Below are 13,297 nucleotides of genomic sequence, written 5' to 3'. Positions count from 1 at the left end.
AAGACCCATGAGCACCAAGGAATTCAAGCTCCCCGACCCGGGTGAGGGCCTGACCGAGGCCGAGATCGTCACCTGGAACGTCAAGGTCGGCGACACGGTCAAGGTCAACGACATCGTCGTCGAGATCGAGACCGCCAAGTCCCTGGTCGAGCTGCCCGTCCCGTTCGCCGGCACCGTCACCGCGCTGCTGGTCTCCGAGGGTGACACGGTCGAGGTCGGCACGCCGATCATCGCCGTCGACACCGCCGAGGGCGCAGGCACCGGGGCGCCCACGAGCGTCCAGGACGCCGGCGCCCAGCGCGCCGTCGAGCCCGGTATGGAGGGCAGCCCCGCTCCGAAGATGGAGGCCGCGGCCGCCGAGGAGGAGGCCATCGAGGAGGGCAAGATCGGCGGCACCACGTCGACCGGTCGCACCGCCGTCCTCGTCGGCTACGGCGTCAAGCAGACCGAGGCCGTCCGGCGCCCCCGCAAGGGGGCCCCGGCAGCGACGTCCGCCCCGACCGCTCCGGTGGCCCCTGCCGTCCAGCAGCCGACGCCCCGCGCCGAGGAGCCCGTCGCCGCGCCGGCCGCCCGCGCCGGTGGTGGCCGTGCGCTGGCCAAGCCGCCGGTGCGCAAGCTGGCCAAGGACCTCGGCATCGACCTCGGTGCCGTGGCCGGGTCCGGCGACGGTGGGGTCATCACCCGCGCCGACGTCCAGGCCCACGCCGAGGGCACGAGCACGGCAGGCACCGACCAGGCTGCTGCCGGCACCCAGCCGGCCGCCCCGGCGTACCAGGCACCGGTCTTCAGCCGCGGTGGTGAGCGCGAGACGCGCATCCCCATCAAGGGCGTCCGCAAGATGACCGCGCAGGCGATGGTCGGCAGTGCCTTCACGGCGCCGCACGTCACCGAGTGGGTCACCATCGACGCGACGGCCACGATGGAGCTCGTCGAGCGCCTGAAGAAGGACCGCGAGTTCAAGGACGTCAAGGTCACGCCGCTGCTGGTGCTGGCGAAGGCGATGGCCGTGGCCATCCGGCGCCACCCGGAGATCAACGCGACGTGGGACGAGGCCGCCCAGGAGATCGTGGTCAAGCACTACGTCAACCTCGGCATCGCCGCGGCCACCCCGCGCGGCCTCATCGTCCCGAACATCAAGGACGCCGACCAGATGTCGATGCTCCAGCTCGCCGAGGCCATCGGCGCGCTCACGGCGACGGCTCGTGAGGGCCGCACCCAGCCTGCCGACATGTCCGGCGGCACGATCACCATCACCAACGTCGGCGTCTTCGGCGTCGACACGGGCACGCCGATCATCAACCCCGGCGAGTCGGCGATCATGGCGTTCGGCGCCATCCGCCGCCAGCCGTGGGTGGTCACCGCCGCGGACGGCACCGAGACCATCGAGCCGCGCTGGGTCACCCAGCTGGCCCTGTCGTTCGACCACCGCCTCGTCGACGGCGAGCTCGGCAGCAAGTTCATCGCCGACGTCGGCGCGATCCTCGCCGACCCGGCGCGCGGCCTCGTCTGGGGCTGAGCACCGCACCGTACGCACGACGAAGGGCCCCGCAGTCTCGGTGACTGCGGGGCCCTTCGCTGCTTCCCGGACCGGCTTTGGGGGCTGGAGCGCTCGGCAACCCGAGCGCTACAGCCCCCAAAGCAGAAGAGGCGGGAAAGGGGAGGGGGAGAGGGTCAGGCGGGGGAGCCTGCGGCCGCGTCGGCCGCGGCCTTGTCCGCCTTGTCGGCAGCGCCGCGCTCGGAGTACGCCGACCCGCCACGGAGCTCCACGTGCGGCAGGAGCAGCATCACGAGGAAGCCGACGACCATGACGGCGCCGCCGGCGAGGAACACGGTGTCCATCGCCGAGGAGAAGCCCTCGAGGAACGGCTTGGCCAGGCGCGGGTCGAGGTCGTTCAGGAACGAGGAGTCCTTGAGCACGCCGGTGCCGCTCGCGTTGCCCCCGGCAGCCTGCGCCGCCTGCAGCTGCTTGGCGAACGCCGCGTTGGCGGGGTCCTTGAGCGCCGCCTGGAACGCGGGCGTGGGCGCCGCCTGCTGCAGTGCGGTCGCGATCTTGTCGCCCACCGTCGAGAACAGGATCGACAGGAACACCGCGGTGCCGAGCGTGCCGCCGATCTGGCGGGTGAAGGTGGCCGAGGAGGTGGCGACGCCGATCATGCGCGGCGACACGGCGTTCTGCACCGCCAGGGTCAGCGGCTGGAAGTTGAAGCCGAGGCCGAGGCCGAAGAACACCATGACGATGCCGGTCTGCCACAGCGGGGTGTCCGCCTTGACGTAGTGGAAGACGAACAGCGCCAGGGCGAGCAGCGCCGAGCCGATGATCGGGAAGCGGCGGTAGCGACCGGTGCGGCTGATGATCTGGCCCGACAGGATCGAGCCGAACATGATCCCGAGCGTCAGCGGCAGCAGGAGCAGGCCGGCCTTGGTCGGCGACGCGCCCTTGACGATCTGCAGGTAGAGCGGCAGGCACGCGAGGCCGCCGAACATCGCCATGCCGATGAGCACGGAGGCGCCGGAGGCGACGCCGACGGTGCGGTTCTGGAACAGCGTGAGGGGCAGCAGCGCCTCCTCCTTCATCGCCCGCTCCACGAGCAGGAAGGCGATGACCCCGACGGCACCCACGGCGTAGCAGGCGATCGAGCGGCCCGAGCCCCAGCCCCAGTCGCGACCCTGCTCGGCGACGAGCAGGAGCGGGACGAGCCCGAGGGTGAGGGTGACGGCGCCCCACCAGTCGATGCGGTGGTCGAGGCGGGTGTGGTTGAGGTGGAGGGTGCGGGCGACGACGAGCAGGGCGGCGACGCCGATCGGCACGTTGACGAGGAACACCCAGCGCCAGCCGTCGATGCCGAGGAGCGAGGACTGCCCGGCGAAGAAGCCGCCGATGACCGGCCCGAGGACGCTCGAGGTGCCGAAGACGGCCAGGAAGTAGCCCTGGTACTTGGCGCGCTCACGCGGCGGCACGATGTCACCGATGATGGCCAGAGCCAGCGAGAAGAGGCCACCAGCGCCGAGGCCCTGCACCGCGCGGTAGAAGGCGAGCTGCAGCATCGTCTGCGACAGGGTGCAGAGCACCGAGCCGACGACGAAGATCGTGATCGCCGCGGAGAAGAACTTCTTGCGACCGTAGATGTCCGAGAGCTTGCCGTAGAGCGGCGTCACGATGGTCGAGGTGATGAGGTACGCCGTCGTGGCCCAGGCCTGCTGGTCCAGGCCCTTGAGGTCGTCGGCGATGGTGCGGATCGCGGTGGCCACGATCGTCTGGTCGAGGGCGGCGAGGAACATGCCCATCATCAGCCCGACGAGGATCGTCACGATCTGTCGGTGCGTCATCGGGCCGTCCGTCGGCGCGGGTGCAGTGGCTGCCATGTGTCAGTTCTCCGTGGTGCTGGCGCCGGCCGAGGGGACTGCGGCGGCGGTGGGTGGGGTGGGGCGTCGTGCGGCGAAGGACTCGCGTGAGGTCTCCAGCGCCGAGGCGAGGCGGTCGAGGTGGACCGCGAAGTCGCTGGCCTCCTCGGCTGTCCAGTCGTCCATGAGCTCGCGGAACCACTCGTTCCGCTGCGCCCGGATGGTGTCGAGCAGGGCGTGTCCCTCGTCGCTGAGGCGCACGACCTGGGCGCGGCCGTCGTCAGGGTCGCTGACCTTGTCGAGCAGGCCGTGGCCCACGAGGGCGCTGACCTGTCGGCTCACGGTCGAGACGTCGGAGTGCACGCACTCGGCGAGCGCCGAGACCCGCCGCGGCTCTGCGGCGAGGTTGAACAGGACCGGGTACGCCGTGGCGTCGACCGCGGGGTGGATGCGGGGGGCGTGCTGGCGCATGGACTGCAGGAGCTTGACGAGCCGGACGAGGCCGACGCTGACGCGGTCGGCGGTCTCCCGGTCGAGGTGGTGCGGCTCGTCCCGGTGCTGCTGGTCGTGCTGCTGGTCGTGCCGGTGGTCGTGCTGCTGGTCGTGCTGCTGGTCGTGCTGGTGGGACATGGGTGACCTTGGGACGTAAGTTTGCTTGCGCCATACAAGTATCACGCGATGCTTGCACGAGGCAACCAGTTTTCGCCCGCGAGGCCGTGCTGGACGAAAGTCGTCCGTTCGGACCGGGTCAGGGGACGATGACGAGGTGCTCGAGCACCCGGCGCGCCACCGCCTCGTCACCGTGGACGCTGTAGTGGATGTCGTCCAGGCCGCCGCGACCTGCGGCGCGACGGGTGAGGCAGTCCGTCGAGAGCGTGATGGTGGTGAAGACGTCGTGGGGGTCGCCGTCGTGGGCGATGCCGGAGAAGAGCGGTATGCCGCGGGCCTTGCCCTCCTCGCCCGGCTCCACCCACACCCCGGCCCGGCCCATGACCGGTCCGGTGGAGTCGATGATGACCACGTTGCCGGGCTCGATACCGGCCTCCTTGGCCACGATGCGGGGCAGGGCGGCGAACAGCAGGTCCATGAAGACCGCCGCGCCGCCGGAGTCGAGGTCGCCCGGGCGGCCGAGCGCCTGCCGGATGTCCTGCTCGTGGGTCCAGATGTCGAGGATCCGGCGGCGCAGGCTCTCGCCGACGGGGGCCGGACCCCACGGCCCGCGGACGACCGTCTCCAGCGTCACCTCGGGCTCGCTGAGCGCGGCGACCCGGCGGGCGGCCACGGTCTCGAGCTCGTCGACGACCTTCTGGCCGACCATGCGGCGGCGCAGCTCGACCGACTTCTCGATGAACTGGCCCGCCTCGTTGCGGATGTGCGCGTAGTCCGGCACCTCCACGTGGGGCACGTCGCCGGTGTGCAGCCAGGACTCCAGTCCGACCACGTGGCTGATCTGGTCCTTGACCGTCCAGCCGGGGCAGGCCGTGGGCAGGTCGAAGTCGGCATCGGAGCAGGACCTCCCGAGGTCGACGACCGCCTGGGTGGTCTGCTGGTAGGCCGACACGAGTCCGGCCAGGTCTTCGGGTGCTGCCGGGTGCAGGGGCATGGGCCCACCCTACTTAGGCTGTCTCCATGACCTCTCCTGCTGCGGTGTCCGCGAGACAGCAGGGGACGCCCCCGGCCCGGCTGCCGGGCGTGGCCCTGCTCGTGGCCGTGCTGGTCGCCCTGCCCCTGGCGGCCGCTGTGGGCCAGGCTGCCGCGGCACCGGTCGTCTCGGACCCCGGCCCGGTCGTGCGCTGGGGAGTCCTCTACGCCCGGGTGGTCCACGACGTGGCCGCGTCGGCGACGGTCGGCCTGCTGCTGTTCGCCGCGTTCATCGTCCCCGAGACCACGCGCACCCACCGGCGCGCGACCGCGACCCGCCTGGCCGGGCTCGCCGCAGCCCTGTGGGCCCTCGCCGCGGTGGTGGGGGTGGTGCTCGGCATGGCCGACTTCATCGGCATCCCCGTCTCGGACCCCGCGTTCGGCCAGCAGCTGACGACCTTCGTCTGGAAGTTCGTCGCCTTCCGCGTCCAGCTCATCGCCGCCGGCGTGGCCGCCACCATCGCCGTCGTGGCGCTGCTCACCACCCGCCGCACGGTCGTCGCCTGGCTCTCGGTGCTGGCCGTCGGCGGCGTGCTGCCCCTGGCCCTCGCCGGCCACGCCGCCGGCGCGACCGACCACAGCACCGCCGTCAACGCCCTGGCCGTGCACCTCGTGGCGGTGACGGTCTGGGTCGGTGGCGTGCTCGCGCTCGCGGCCCTGCGGCCGCTGCTCAGCGGGCCGGACCTCGCGGCCAGCGCCGGCCGCTTCTCGATGCTCGCCGGTTGGTGCTACGCGGCCGTCGCGATGTCGGGGCTGCAGAGCGCGGTGCTGCGCGTGGGCACGTGGGGTGACCTCACCACCCGCTACGGCGCCCTCGTCGTCGTCAAGACGCTCGCCCTCGTCCTGCTCGGCGCAGCCGGCTGGTGGCACCGGCGCCACCTCCTGGACCGGCTGGGCGGCAACACCCCGGGCCGCGCGTTCACCAGGCTCCTGGTCGCCGAGCTGGCCGTCATGGGTGTGGCCATCGGCACCGCGGTCGCGATGGCGCGCAGCGCCCCCCCGGTCTCCGACGCCCCCCTCCCGGCCGCGTCGCCGGCCTTCGTGCTCACCGGGTACCCGGCGCCGCCGCCGCTCACGAGCACCAGCTGGCTCACGACGTGGACCACCGAGTGGCTGTGGGTGGCGCTCGCCGCGCTCGCCGTGGGCCTGTACGTCGCGGGGGTCGTCCGGCTCCGCCGCCGCGGCGACGCCTGGCCCCTCCACCGGGTCCTCGTGTGGGTCCTCGGCTGGGCCGTGTTCGTGTACGCCGTGTGCGGCGCCCCGGGCGTGTACGGGCGGGTGCTGTTCTCGATGCACATGGCGATGCACATGGTGGTCGCCATGCTCGTGCCGCTGCTGCTCGTCCCGGCCGCGCCGGTCCTGCTCGCCCTGCGCGCCCTGCCGGCCCGCCCGGACCGGACCTGGGGGCCGCGCGAGGTCATCCTGCAGGTCGTCCACTCGCGGGTGTTCCGTGCCTTCGCCAACCCGGTCGTCGCCGCCGCGCTCTTCTTCTTCAGCCTCGCGATCTTCTACTACTCACCGCTGTTCGAGCTGGCCCTGCGCACCCACACCGGGCACGTGCTGATGCTCCTGCACTTCCTGGGCACCGGCTACCTCTTCGTCTGGGTGCTCATCGGGATCGACCCGGGCCCGCGCAAGTGGCCGCCGCTGATGCTGCTCGTCATCCTCTTCGCGACGATGAGCTTCCACGCGTTCTTCGGGGTCGTCATGACCGGCAGCACCACGGTGCTGGCGCCAGACTTCTTCGAGGTCGTGAAGATCCCGTGGATGACCGACGTCCTCGGCGACCAGCGCAAGGCCGGGGCCATCGCGTGGGGCATCGGCGAGGCGCCCACGGTGCTGCTGACCCTCATGGTCGCCATCGCCTGGGTCCGCTCCGACCGTGCCGAGACGTCCCGCAAGGACCGCCAGGCCGACCGTGACGGCGATGCCGAGCTCGCGGCGTACAACGCGCACCTCCAGGAGCTGAGGCGCCGCACCGAGGGAAGGGGCTGACGCGATGCGCGTGGCAGTCGTGCAGGTCGCCTACGGCGACGACGAGCCCGTCGAGGCACGGGTCGAGCGGGTGGCTGACCTGGTGCGGGCCCAGCGCGGGCACGACCTCGTGGTCCTGCCGGAGCTGTGGTCCGCCGGCGGTTTCGCCTACCGGGAGTGGGACGCCCGCGCCCAGCCGGTCGACGGCCCCGTGGGGACGGCGATGGCGGCCGCGGCGCGGGACGCCGGCGTCATGCTGCACGCCGGCTCCATCGTGGAGCGGCCGGCCGACGGCGAGACGGGGCCCGAGGGGCGGGGCCTGTGGAACACGTCGCTGGTCTACGGCACGGACGGCAGCCTCGTCGCGACCTACCGCAAGATCCACCGGTTCGGCTTCGGCGCCGGTGAGCCACGGCTGATGGACGCCGGTGAGGACGTGGTCCTCGTCGACCTGCCCGGTGGTGCGGGGCGGGCCGGGCTGTCCACCTGCTACGACCTGCGCTTCCCCGAGCTCTACCGCCGACAGCTCGACGCCGGTGCCACCGCGTTCATCGTGCCGGCTGCGTGGCCCGCAGCCCGGGTGCGCCACTGGACCCTCCTGGCACACGCGAGGGCCATCGAGGACCAGTGCGTCGTCATCGCCTGCAACACCGCGGGCACCCACGCGGGGACGCCGATGGGCGGCCACTCCCAGGTCATCGACGCCAGGGGCGAGGCGCTCGCGATGGCGGGGACTAGCGAGGAGGTGCTCAGTGTTGAGGTCGACATGGAAGCGGTGACCACCTGGCGTGAGCAGTTCCCCGTCCTGAAGGACCGTCGGCTGTGACCGCCGACCCCCGCACGGCGACCCGTGCGACGACCCGCCTGCGCGCCCCCGAGCTCACCGGCCGCGGCTGGCTCAACACCGGCGGGACGGACCTCTCGCTGGCCGACCTGCGCGGCCGCGTCGTCGTCCTCGACTTCTGGACGTTCTGCTGCGTCAACTGCCTGCACGTCCTCGACGAGCTGCGCCCGCTCGAGGAGAAGTACGCCGACTCGCTGGTGCTCGTCGGCGTCCACTCCCCGAAGTTCGAGCACGAGGCCGACCCCGACGCCCTCGCGGCCGCGGTGGAGCGGTACGCCGTGCACCACCCCGTGCTCGACGACCCCGACCTCGTGACGTGGCAGGCCTACACCGCTCGCGCGTGGCCGACGCTGGTGGTCATCGACCCCGAGGGCTACATCGTCGCGTCGATGTCCGGCGAGGGCCACGCCCACGGGCTGTCCGTCCTCGTCGAGGAGCTCATCGCCGAGCACACTGCCAAGGGCACGCTGCGGCAGGGGGACTCGCCCTACTCGCCGCCTGAGCCGGCCGAGACGGCACTGCGTTTCCCGGGCAAGGTCGCCGCCCTCCCGGACGGCTCGGTCGTCGTGTCCGACACCACCCACCACGAGGTCGTGTGGCTCGAGCCCGACCTGGTGACCGAGCGCGGCCGCTTCGGTGGGGAGGGCGTGCTCGCCGAGCCCCAGGGTGTGCTCGTGCTGCCCGAGGAGACGGCCCAGCGGGTGGGCTACGACGTGGTCGTGGCGGACTCCGTCAACCACCAGGTCAAGGGCCTGCGGCTCGGCGACGGGTCGTGGACGCTGCTGGCCGGGACGGGTGAGCAGCTGCGCGAACGCTCCGGCAGCGGACCGGCGCTGCGGCAGGCGCTCTCGACCCCGTGGGACCTCGCGTGGTTCATCGACCGGGTCGTCGTCGCGATGGCCGGCGTCCACCAGCTGTGGGCCCTGCACCTGGCCACCGACCCGGCCGACAACACCGTCGCCGTCCTCGGCGGGACCTCTGCCGAGGGCATCCGCGACGGCGCCGCGGACGAGGCCTGGTTCGCCCAGCCGTCCGGCCTGGCGGTCTCGGCCGACGGCAGGCGCCTGTGGGTCGCCGACTCCGAGACCTCGGCCCTGCGTTCGCTCGACGTCACCGACGACGGGTTCGTCGTGACCACGCACGTGGGACAGGGGCTGTTCGACTTCGGCCACCGGGACGGCGCGGCCGACCAGGCCCTGCTCCAGCACCCCCTCGGGGTCACCGTGCTGCCCGACGGGTCCGTCGCGGTGTCCGACACCTACAACGGTGCCGTGCGCCGTTTCGACCCCGTCGCGAGGGAGGTCAGCACCCTGGCCACGGGGCTGCGCGAGCCCTCCGACGCGATGGTCCAGACCGACGGCTCGGGGGCGACCCACCTGCTCGTGGTCGAGTCGGCTGCACACCAGCTCGTGCGGATCCCCCTGCCCGACAAGGCGACCCGCGTCGACGGGCTCGCCCGCCAGACGCAGCGCCCGAGGACGGCCGTGGCGGCGGGCGAGCTCCGGCTCGAGGTCACCTTCACCCCACCGACCGGCCAGAAGCTCGACCACCGGTGGGGCGACCCCACCTGGCTCATGGTCTCGGCGACGCCCGAGCACCTGCTGCGCGCTGGTGGTGGCAGTGCCGAGGGCCTGACGCGGGTGCTCGACCTCGACCCCTCGGTGGGTGACGGGGTGCTGCACGTGTCGGTCCGGGCTGCCTCGTGCGACGGCGACCCCGTCACGGGTGAGGTGCCCGAGCACGCCGCCTGCCACCTCTACCAGCAGGACTGGGGCATCCCCGTCGTCCTCACCGAAGGGGCTCCGGCCGAGCTGACGCTCGACCTGCGCGGGGTCTGAGCGCGGCGCGCGGGACACCCGGGGCGGCACCCGCTGCGGCGCGGCATTCCTGCAGGTCAGGCGTTGCGGCACTACAGTCGTCGGACCGGGTCAAACCCGAACCCGCGACACCCAGGAGTGAGCATGTACATCGGAGTCGGCATCTTCCTCATCGTCGTCGGCGCGATCCTGACCTTCGCCCTCAACGCCTCCGTCGACGCGGTCAACCTCGGCATGATCGGGTGGATCTGCATGGCCGCCGGCGTGCTGGCGATCCTGCTCTCGCTCGTCGTGACCAACCGCCGCACCGCCGCGGGCGGCTACTCGGCACGCCGGGTCAGCCACACCGACCCCGCCACGGGCACCCGCGTCGACGAGGTCGACGTCGACCGCGACGGCCGCATCTGACGCTCGACCGACCACACCGCCACGGGGCGGGCCGGGTGACCGGCCCGCCCCGTGGCACGTCCGGGTGCTGGTGGGCGTGCTGCCGCTGGGAGTGGTCGCAGGTCAGCGGATGGGACGCACGACGTTGCCCATCAACCCCGTCTCGGAGAGGCTGATGCTGCGCACCCTGATGTCCGGTCCGTCGACACGGTCGGCCTCGACGATCTGGTCGTTGCCGAGGTAGAGCGCGACGTGGTGGATCGCTGACGGCGACCTGCTCGCGTCCGACCAGAAGAGCATGTCGCCGGCCTTGCGGTTGGCGAGGGCGACCTTGTAGCCCTCGGCGTACTGCTGCGAGGACGTGCTCGAGATCCGCAGCCCCGCACCCTGGTAGAACGCGTACTCCATGAGGCCGGAGCAGTCGAAGCCGACGGTGTTGCGGTCGTCGATCCCGCTGGGGCTGCAGCAGATCCCCTTCGTGGGACCGGCGTAGTTGCCACCGCCCCACGAGTACGGGTACTTGCCCGTCATCGACTTCGCGGCGTCGACCGTGGCCGTGACCTTGGCCGCGACGGTGCCGGTGCCGGTGCAGTCGGGGGCCACCCGGCCGTCCGAGCCGGTGAAGACGTAGGCGTCGGAGACGAACCGGCCGGCGCCGATCTGGTCCCAGATGGTCGTGGTGCCGTAGGTGCCCGTGACGCTCGTGCCGGCCGTCTGGCAGCTGATGGTCACCGCGGCGCCATCCGCCACGGTGCCCACCGAGGTGTACCCGGTGCCCGGTCCGGAGCGGACCGTGAGTGCCGTGCCCGCCGTGTTGACCGTGCCCGAGGCCGCGCTGGCCGCGGTGGCGCCGGCCAGCGCGATGCCCCCGGCGACCAGGGTGACGACCGCGGCCCGGGCGAACCCGGCCCTGCGCTGAAGTGCTCGCATCTTCTCTCCTTCGTGTGGAGGCCGGTTGGCCCCTCGCAGGGTCGCGCGGGTCCGGCAGGCACAGACAGGGCTCCGCGTGGCCGGTCGGTGCCATGGCCTCGACGTGACGCGCCAGGTGGTGTCGCTGTCCGCTGCGGTTGACCTACGTTCGCCGACGAGCGGATGCCACCGGCGCCGCCGGCGGCCAACCCCTTACAGCCGCAACGACCCACGAAGGAGCTCGAAGCCATGAAGAAGCTGTTCGCCCGCACCGGCCGTCGCGGTGGTCTCGCCGTCGGCGGCGCCGCCGTCACCATCGTCGCGCTCGCCACCGCCGCTCTCGCGGCCAGCGGCACCGTCAACACCGCCGGTGCGCCGCTCACCGTCCGCTCCGGACCCGGCACCGGCTACAGCGCCGTCGGCACCGTCAACGACGGCGCGTCGGTGACCATCAGCTGCCAGACCGCGGGGACCACCGTCTCGGGCACCTACGGCACCTCCAGCCTGTGGGACAAGATCGGCACGGGTCGCTACGTCGCCGACGCGTACGTCTACACCGGCTCCGACAACGCCGTCGCCCCGGCCTGCTCCACGAGCAACACCGGGATGGTCGACGACTACCCCTACCGTGGCGCCACCTCGGGCATCGACCCGTGGAACTTCTACAAGGGCCAGTGCACCTCGTTCGCCGCCTGGCGCATCGTGGACCGCAAGAACGCCAGCTTCTCGAACTCCTTCAAGGGCCAGCACTGGGGCAACGCCAATCACTGGGACGAGGCCGCCCGGGCTGCCGGCATCTCGGTCAACAGCACGCCGACCGTCGGCTCCGTCGCCCAGTCCGACGCGGGCAGCTACGGCCACGTGGCCTGGGTCGCCGCGGTGAACAGCGACGGCACCGTCACGGTGGAGGAGTACAACTACGCCTCGCCCGACAGGTACGGCACGCGCCGGGTCGCCAAGAGCAGCTTCGAGTACATCCACATCAGCTGACCCCACGCTCGCCGGGCACCCCTGCGGTCGACGGCACCGACGTCGACCGCCGCCGGCGGCAGGACCGTGGCCCCGCACCCTTCCGGTGCGGGGCCAGGGTTCGTCAGCCGACCGGTACGTCCGGGTGCCCCGGCCCGGGTACCCAGCCGCGGTGCGCGGCGAGCACGCCGGCCTGGAAGCGGCTCTGGGCGTGCAGCGCCTCCACCGCCTCCGAGACCAGCCTGCGCACGGTGCGGACCGACACCCCCATGCGCCGCGCGATGGCCTCGTCCTTCTGGCCCTGGGCGAGGAGGCTGACCACCTGACGGATGCGGGCCTCGCTCAGGTGCGGGTCGCCGGGCAGCTCGCCGGGCTCGGCGGCCAGCGGCGTGCTGGCGTGCCAGACCTCGTCGAACAGCGCAGCCACCGGTGCGGTGAGGGCCGCGCCGTGCACCACCATCGCGCCGGCCGTCAGGTCGAGGCCCTGCGGGATGACGGCCGAGCTGTTGTCGATGACGACGGCGAGCATCGGTGGCGCGGGGTGGGCCCGCACCTGGGCCCCGAGGGCCACGGTGCGTCGCAGGTAGGCGTCCCAGTGGGGAGTGGCGAGTGAGACCTCGGAGACGATGGTGCGCAACGAGATCCCGCGTTGCAGCAGCGAGGTGTCCAGTCGCAGGGAGGCCTCGGTGGCGCGCTGGGAGAAGGCCTCCCCGGGCACCATGCTGGCGGCGTGGCGGGTGGCGGCGCTGGTCAGCTGGTAGAGCCTCGACCTGACCACGCGGAACCCGTCGAGCTGCTCGACGAGGCCGTCGTCGCCCACCTTGCGGCGGCTGGCCACGAAGGAGTCCACCAGCTCACCGATGGAGGTACGGGTCGCGTCGACCTCCCGCTGCCGGGCGAGCAGGCGCTCCTCCTCACGCGCGATCAGCACCTCCACGGCCTGGTCCGGTGGCAGGGCGAGGTAGTGCTGGAGCCTTTCGTCGCCGGGCTCGACGAGGGTCAGGCCGGCCAGGTGGTCGAGCTCGGTGCGGATGTCCGCGTCGGCGAGCCCGAGGTGGGCAGCCAACTCCTCGACGCCTGCCCGCGGCAGCTGCAGCATGGCGCGGTACACCTCCTCGGTGCGCTGCTCGACGCCGAAGGACTGCAACATCGTTCCCCCTGTGGCCGTCCGGCCTCGCAGCCGGTCTGGGCGGTTGGCGCCTTTATACCCCTTCGCCCGAGTCCGCGGCACGAGTCTGCGGAGTCGTCGCCAAGCCCTTGCCCTCTCCTTGCCAACTCGTCGACTTCCCCTCGTCGTGGTGTCACCAACCGGCCACGTCCGCTCGGTGCCAGCACCTCGCCTTCCGCTCGCGGTCGGCGCGGTCCACGCTCGTCCCCGGGGGGACCGCACCAGGCGGTTCACGTCACATGGGGA

The 13,297-nt window shown here is 72.3% G+C and carries 11 protein-coding genes; 6 read left to right on the top strand and 5 right to left on the bottom strand.

Annotation, left to right across the window (positions count from 1 at the left end; all coding sequences use genetic code 11):
* Positions 1-7: 7 nt before the first annotated feature.
* Positions 8-1,516, top strand: coding sequence for a dihydrolipoamide acetyltransferase family protein (locus tag ABEA42_RS03315; RefSeq protein ID WP_345501155.1), 1,509 nt, complete (start codon positions 8-10; stop codon positions 1,514-1,516).
* 155 nt (positions 1,517-1,671) lie between these two features.
* Here ABEA42_RS03315 and ABEA42_RS03310 read toward each other — a convergent pair whose 3' ends face one another.
* The 3 genes from ABEA42_RS03310 to ABEA42_RS03300 form a co-directional block, all read right to left on the bottom strand.
* The gene (locus ABEA42_RS03310; RefSeq protein WP_345501153.1) at positions 1,672-3,363 is read right to left on the bottom strand and encodes an MDR family MFS transporter; all 1,692 of its coding nucleotides are present in this window, start codon (positions 3,361-3,363) and stop codon (positions 1,672-1,674) included.
* 3 nt (positions 3,364-3,366) lie between these two features.
* Positions 3,367-3,972, bottom strand: coding sequence for a MarR family winged helix-turn-helix transcriptional regulator (locus tag ABEA42_RS03305; protein ID WP_345501152.1), 606 nt, complete (start codon positions 3,970-3,972; stop codon positions 3,367-3,369).
* A 118-nt stretch (positions 3,973-4,090) separates the two neighbouring features.
* A complete protein-coding gene (locus ABEA42_RS03300) occupies positions 4,091-4,945 on the bottom strand; it encodes a maleylpyruvate isomerase family mycothiol-dependent enzyme (protein ID WP_345501151.1) in 855 nt (284 codons plus the stop codon).
* A gap of 26 nt (positions 4,946-4,971) precedes the next feature.
* On the opposite strand from ABEA42_RS03300, the gene ABEA42_RS03295 reads away from it, so the two are divergent.
* From ABEA42_RS03295 to ABEA42_RS03280, 4 genes are all read left to right on the top strand, one after another.
* Positions 4,972-6,978, top strand: coding sequence for a cytochrome c oxidase assembly protein (locus ABEA42_RS03295; RefSeq protein ID WP_345501150.1), 2,007 nt, complete (start codon positions 4,972-4,974; stop codon positions 6,976-6,978).
* Positions 6,979-6,982: 4 nt separating this feature from the next.
* Positions 6,983-7,783 carry a carbon-nitrogen family hydrolase gene (locus tag ABEA42_RS03290; RefSeq protein WP_345501148.1) on the top strand — a complete coding sequence of 267 codons (801 nt, stop codon included), beginning with the start codon at positions 6,983-6,985 and terminating at the stop codon, positions 7,781-7,783.
* On the top strand, positions 7,780-9,639 hold the full coding sequence (locus ABEA42_RS03285) for an NHL domain-containing thioredoxin family protein (protein WP_345501147.1): 1,860 nt from the start codon (positions 7,780-7,782) through the stop codon (positions 9,637-9,639). The genes ABEA42_RS03290 and ABEA42_RS03285 overlap by 4 nt, the downstream gene beginning before the upstream one ends.
* Positions 9,640-9,762: 123 nt before the next feature.
* Positions 9,763-10,026: a DUF6458 family protein gene (locus ABEA42_RS03280; RefSeq protein ID WP_345501146.1), complete on the top strand. Its 264-nt coding sequence runs from the start codon at positions 9,763-9,765 to the stop codon at positions 10,024-10,026.
* 102 nt (positions 10,027-10,128) lie between these two features.
* Here the strand turns inward: ABEA42_RS03280 and ABEA42_RS03275 are convergent, their stop codons facing one another.
* Positions 10,129-10,935 carry a C40 family peptidase gene (locus ABEA42_RS03275; protein ID WP_345501144.1) on the bottom strand — a complete coding sequence of 269 codons (807 nt, stop codon included), beginning with the start codon at positions 10,933-10,935 and terminating at the stop codon, positions 10,129-10,131.
* 228 nt (positions 10,936-11,163) lie between these two features.
* Here ABEA42_RS03275 and ABEA42_RS03270 point away from each other — a divergent pair, with 228 nt between their 5' ends.
* Complete coding sequence (locus ABEA42_RS03270; RefSeq protein ID WP_345501143.1) at positions 11,164-11,904, top strand: CHAP domain-containing protein; 741 nt, start codon at positions 11,164-11,166, stop codon at positions 11,902-11,904.
* Between the two features lie 103 nt (positions 11,905-12,007).
* On the opposite strand, the gene ABEA42_RS03265 is transcribed toward ABEA42_RS03270, so the two are convergent.
* Positions 12,008-13,033, bottom strand: coding sequence for a helix-turn-helix transcriptional regulator (locus tag ABEA42_RS03265; RefSeq protein WP_345501142.1), 1,026 nt, complete (start codon positions 13,031-13,033; stop codon positions 12,008-12,010).
* Positions 13,034-13,297 lie beyond the last annotated feature (264 nt).

The organism is Pedococcus ginsenosidimutans (assembly GCF_039544395.1).
Taxonomy (GTDB): domain Bacteria; phylum Actinomycetota; class Actinomycetes; order Actinomycetales; family Dermatophilaceae; genus Pedococcus; species Pedococcus ginsenosidimutans.
The sequence above is the reverse complement of the archived record's forward strand: the minus strand, read 5'-3'. Positions and strand labels throughout refer to the sequence as shown.

Excerpts from the sequence above, each read along its gene's own strand:
- ABEA42_RS03315 (WP_345501155.1), top strand. The coding sequence starts at position 8 with ATGAGCACCAAGGAATTCAAGCTCCCCGACCCGGGTGAGGGCCTGACC.
- ABEA42_RS03310 (WP_345501153.1), bottom strand. The coding sequence starts at position 3,363 with ATGGCAGCCACTGCACCCGCGCCGACGGACGGCCCGATGACGCACCGA.
- ABEA42_RS03305 (WP_345501152.1), bottom strand. The coding sequence starts at position 3,972 with ATGTCCCACCAGCACGACCAGCAGCACGACCAGCAGCACGACCACCGG.
- ABEA42_RS03300 (WP_345501151.1), bottom strand. The coding sequence starts at position 4,945 with ATGCCCCTGCACCCGGCAGCACCCGAAGACCTGGCCGGACTCGTGTCG.
- ABEA42_RS03295 (WP_345501150.1), top strand. The coding sequence starts at position 4,972 with ATGACCTCTCCTGCTGCGGTGTCCGCGAGACAGCAGGGGACGCCCCCG.
- ABEA42_RS03290 (WP_345501148.1), top strand. The coding sequence starts at position 6,983 with ATGCGCGTGGCAGTCGTGCAGGTCGCCTACGGCGACGACGAGCCCGTC.
- ABEA42_RS03280 (WP_345501146.1), top strand. The coding sequence starts at position 9,763 with ATGTACATCGGAGTCGGCATCTTCCTCATCGTCGTCGGCGCGATCCTG.
- ABEA42_RS03275 (WP_345501144.1), bottom strand. The coding sequence starts at position 10,935 with ATGCGAGCACTTCAGCGCAGGGCCGGGTTCGCCCGGGCCGCGGTCGTC.
- ABEA42_RS03270 (WP_345501143.1), top strand. The coding sequence starts at position 11,164 with ATGAAGAAGCTGTTCGCCCGCACCGGCCGTCGCGGTGGTCTCGCCGTC.
- ABEA42_RS03265 (WP_345501142.1), bottom strand. The coding sequence starts at position 13,033 with ATGTTGCAGTCCTTCGGCGTCGAGCAGCGCACCGAGGAGGTGTACCGC.